The 4,142-nt window shown below is 70.4% G+C and carries 4 protein-coding genes; 1 reads left to right on the top strand and 3 read right to left on the bottom strand.

The window, feature by feature from the left end; genetic code table 11:
- Positions 1 to 111: 111 nt before the first annotated feature.
- A complete protein-coding gene (locus G6022_RS08860) occupies positions 112 to 996 on the bottom strand; it encodes an SDR family NAD(P)-dependent oxidoreductase (RefSeq protein WP_182653873.1) in 885 nt (294 codons plus the stop codon).
- A gap of 169 nt (positions 997 to 1,165) precedes the next feature.
- On the opposite strand from G6022_RS08860, the gene G6022_RS08855 reads away from it, so the two are divergent.
- Positions 1,166 to 2,608 carry a glutamate decarboxylase gene (locus G6022_RS08855; RefSeq protein WP_182638726.1) on the top strand — a complete coding sequence of 481 codons (1,443 nt, stop codon included), beginning with the start codon at positions 1,166 to 1,168 and terminating at the stop codon, positions 2,606 to 2,608.
- 38 nt (positions 2,609 to 2,646) lie between these two features.
- Here the strand turns inward: G6022_RS08855 and G6022_RS08850 are convergent, their stop codons facing one another.
- Complete coding sequence (locus G6022_RS08850; protein ID WP_182638724.1) at positions 2,647 to 3,258, bottom strand: class I SAM-dependent methyltransferase; 612 nt, start codon at positions 3,256 to 3,258, stop codon at positions 2,647 to 2,649.
- A gap of 42 nt (positions 3,259 to 3,300) precedes the next feature.
- A partial coding sequence (locus G6022_RS08845; protein ID WP_182691394.1) for a serine hydrolase domain-containing protein occupies positions 3,301 to 4,142 on the bottom strand: 842 nt, incomplete at its 5' end.

Genomic DNA, 4,142 nt, shown 5'->3' with positions numbered 1-4,142 from the left:
CGAGGGCGGGCCGATCGGCGTCCGTCTGGCCGGAGAGGTCGGGGGCGTCGAGGTGGCTCGTGGTCATGAGCGCCAGCTTACCGATGCGACCGGGGAGTCCGACGCGACCTGTCAGACGGCGAGATCAGCCGCGGTCTCGCGCACGGCCAACTCGCGGAAGCGGCGGGCGAGGTCCGGATCGCCGGCGGGCGCGGAGCGCTCGCAGGGTCCCGGCGCCCCGGCGATCTGACGCCACCCCGTCGGGCCGATGTACGAGGCCGGCGGGAGCGTCTCCGTCGCGGCGTACAGGAGAGGTCGCGCCCCGTCTGACGCGGTGGGGACGATCCGTCGACCGAGCAGGTCGAGGACCGCGTTGACCGGCGGGAACGGCGTCGGATCGAGGATCGAGGTGGCGGCGAACCCGGGGTGCGCGAGCTGGACGTCCACCGGCGACCCGGCAGCGTCGAGCCGGTTCTGCAGGTCGAGCCCCCAGAGCATGCACGCGAGTTTGGACTGGGCGTACGCCGCCGCCATGGAGTACGGGCGCCGGCGGAAGTGGGGGTCGGCGAAGTCGATCCGCCCCCTGGCGTGGGCCATCGATGCCGTGATCACGACCCGCTCCCTGATCCGCGGCAGCAACAGCTCGGTGAGCAGGAACGGCCCGAGGACGTTGACACCCAGGTGCAGTTCGAGGCCGTCAGGGGTCTGCCTGCGGGTCCTGCTCATCAGTCCGGCGTTGTCCAGCAGCACGTCGACCGGGTCCGTGTATCCCGCCGCGAAGCCGCGCACGGCGTCGAGGCGGCTCAGGTCGAGTTGGTGGACCTCGGTCGAACCGCCGATCTCCGCCGCCGCCGACTCGCCTTCGGCGCGGGTGAGGGAGGGCAGCACCACGTGGGCACCGCGACGTGCTGTCTCGCGCGCCACCTCCTTGCCGATCCCGCTCGTGCCGCCGGTCACCATGACGGTCTTGCCGCTCAGGTCCGGCAGGCGGTCCACGGTCCACTTCTGCGCGCTCATGGGCACAGTGTGCTGTGACCGCGGGCCGAGCGGGGCCGCTACCGTTCGCGGTGGTGATCACCGCTGTTCAGGCGCAACCCGGGAAGTCGACGACGACCACCTGTGATCGGTGGCACACTCTGAAACCCGATGGGTCACCGCGGGACGAGTTCCGATCCGAGGAGAGACAGTGGCCGAGATCCCTCACACCACCGCTCGTCACACCACAGCGCGTCACACCACTGCGCGTCACACCACCAACGAGGGCGGTGCGTCACTGGACCTCAACTCCGTGTTCGTCCGTCCGGGCGAGGCCACCGAGCTGCCCCGCTTCGAACTGCCGAGGGACCAGTCCCTTCCCGAGACGGCCTACCAGATCGTGCACGACGAGGCGATGCTCGACGGCAACGCGCGGCTCAACCTGGCGACGTTCGTCTCCACGTGGATGGACGACGAGGCCCGGCGCCTGTACGCCGAGACCGTCGACAAGAACATGATCGACAAGGACGAGTACCCCCAGACCGCGGCGATCGAGGAGCGGTGCTGGAGGATGATCGCCGATCTCTGGAACGCGCCCGACGTCGAGCAGTCCATCGGCACCTCGACCATCGGTTCGTCGGAGGCCTGCATGCTGGGCGGGCTCGCGCTCAAGCGACGCTGGCAGGCCGGACGCAGGGCGCGGAACGAGTCAACCGATCGCCCCAACATCGTTCTCTCGACCGCCGTGCAGGTCTGCTGGGAGAAGTTCTGCAACTACTTCGAGGTCGAGCCACGCTGGGTGCCGATCTCGGCGGAGCACCCGATGCTCGACGGCCACGATCTCGAGGAGTACGTGGACGAGAACACCATCGGGGTGGTCGCCATCATGGGAGTCACCTACACGGGTGCCTACGAGCCGGTCGCCGCGATCGCCGGGAAGCTCGACCAGATCGAGGAGGCCACCGGTCTCGACGTCAGGATCCACGTCGACGCCGCGTCCGGCGGCATGGTGGCGCCGTTCTGCCAGCCCGACCTGGAGTGGGACTTCCGCATCGAGCGCGTGGCGTCCATCAACACCTCCGGCCACAAGTACGGTCTCGTCTACCCGGGTGTGGGCTGGATCGTGTGGCGGGACACGGACGCCCTGCCGGAGAGCATGATCTTCCACTGCAGCTACCTCGGCGGCGACATGCCGACCCTGGCGCTGAACTTCTCGCGACCCGGGGCACAGGTCCTCCTGCAGTACTACATGTTCCTCCGGCTCGGCCGGGAGGGCTACCGCCGGGTCCAGCAGGGATCCCTCGACGTCGCGCAGTTCCTGGCCACGGAGATCGGGGGGCTCGGTCCGTTCGAGCTGGTGAGCCGTGGCGACACGATCCCGGTCGTCACCTGGCGGCTCAAGGAGGGGTACACGACGATGTGGACCCTCTACGACCTGTCGGATCGACTCAGGATGAAGGGCTGGCTCGTGCCCGCCTATCCCCTGGCCGACGATCTGTCGCACCTGACCGTGCTTCGCATCGTGGTCCGCGTCGGCCTCGGCCGCGACCTGGCGTCGGCCCTGGTCAAAGATCTCGCCGGCGAGGTGTCGTTCCTCGACGAGCTCGACTCACCGATGCCGCGTAGGGGCGCCGGATCTCACTTCCACCACTGAGAGAGCCGCAGCGAGGGGTCGGGGCGACCGGCCCTGCGCTATCGGCGCACCAGCACGGCCACCATGAAACCGCTGTCGTCGTCGAACGGACGGAGATCCCAGGTCGACCACCGCTGTTCCACCTCCAGCCCCGCCTCGCGGGCGTCGGCGTCGAACTCCTCGCGCGACCACCCGCGGTCGAGACCGAACCCCACCACGAGCCGCCCGTCTCGTCCCTCGACGTCGTCGGACGCCGACACCAGACGTCCGGCGAGATTGGCCAGCACGATGCCGCGGTCGGCCGGGTCGACGAACGCCAGGACGTTACCGGCGGAGACGGCCAGGTCGAACGGTCCGGCCGCCCAGCCCTCCCCTGCGAGATCCGCGACCTCCCAGGAGGCGTCAGGGCACAGCTCCCGCGCCCGTTCGACCAGGTGGGGGTCGAGGTCCACACCGGTGACCCGGTGCCCGCGCTGGTGGAGGTAGGCCCCCGTGCGGCCCTGACCGCACCCCGCGTCGAGGATGCGGGCGCCACGTGGCGCCATCGCATCGATCAGCCGCGCCTCGCCGTCGATGTCCACGCCCTCGGCCACCATGTCGTCCCACCGCTTGGCGTACCGGCGCGAGTGCCCGGGGTCGGCGTCCACGATCGTCTTCCACGTCTGCGTCATGTCACCCAGTATGGCCACGCCGCGCCCCGACCGGTCCCGATGTCACCGCTCCAGCCGCCGCATCAGTCGGAACGCGGTCAGGTCCGCGCCCCGGTTCTGGTTGACGAGGGCGAGGACGACGGTGCCGGTGGCGGGGCTGACGAGGACGACGGACCGGAATCCTCCTGTCCCGCCGTTGTGCCACAGGGTCCGATCCCCCGCACGGTGCCACCCGAGCCCCATCGTCTCCGGCCCTCCCCGTGGCGTGGCATGGGTGAGCCGGATGGCGTCGCCGAGCCCGGTGCTCCCCGGGTCGACCTGTGCGGAGAGGAACCGGACCATGTCCGAGGCCGTGGACCGCAGTGCACCCGCGCCCGCGAATCCGGCCAGGGGCCAGGGATCGGCGGGGCGACGACGGCTCCGGAATCCCACCGCCATCCGCCGACGCTGGTCGGCGGTCATGTGGGCGTCGACCACGGTGTCCACCAACCCGAGCGGACCGCCGACCCGGTCTCGTACGAGGGTGCCGTAGTCCAGACCGGTCGCCGTGGTCATCGCGGTGCCGAGGAGGCCGAATCCGAGATTGGAGTACGCGGGTCCGCCGTCGCCCGGCACGCGCTTCAGCCGCGTCTCACCCAGGCTCCGCAGCACGTCGTCCTCGGTCAGAGCCGCGTACGGGTCGGCGCCGGTGCGCTGATACGCGATGTTCTCCCGGAGCCCGAGACGCACGGGCGACCGCGGGAGCCCGGAGGTGTGGGTCGCGAGGTGTCGCAGCGTGATCTCCACCCCGTCCCGACCCGGGACCTTCACACCGGCCGGGAGTAGCTCCCGGACAGGGGTGTCGAGGCTCCAGTCCCCCCGGATCACGCCGTCCGCGAGCAGGAGCGCGGTGAACGTCTTGGTGA

This window comes from Dietzia sp. Cai40 (genome assembly GCF_014145165.1).
Lineage (GTDB): Bacteria > Actinomycetota > Actinomycetes > Mycobacteriales > Mycobacteriaceae > Dietzia > Dietzia natronolimnaea.
The sequence above is the reverse complement of the archived record's forward strand: the minus strand, read 5'-3'. Positions and strand labels throughout refer to the sequence as shown.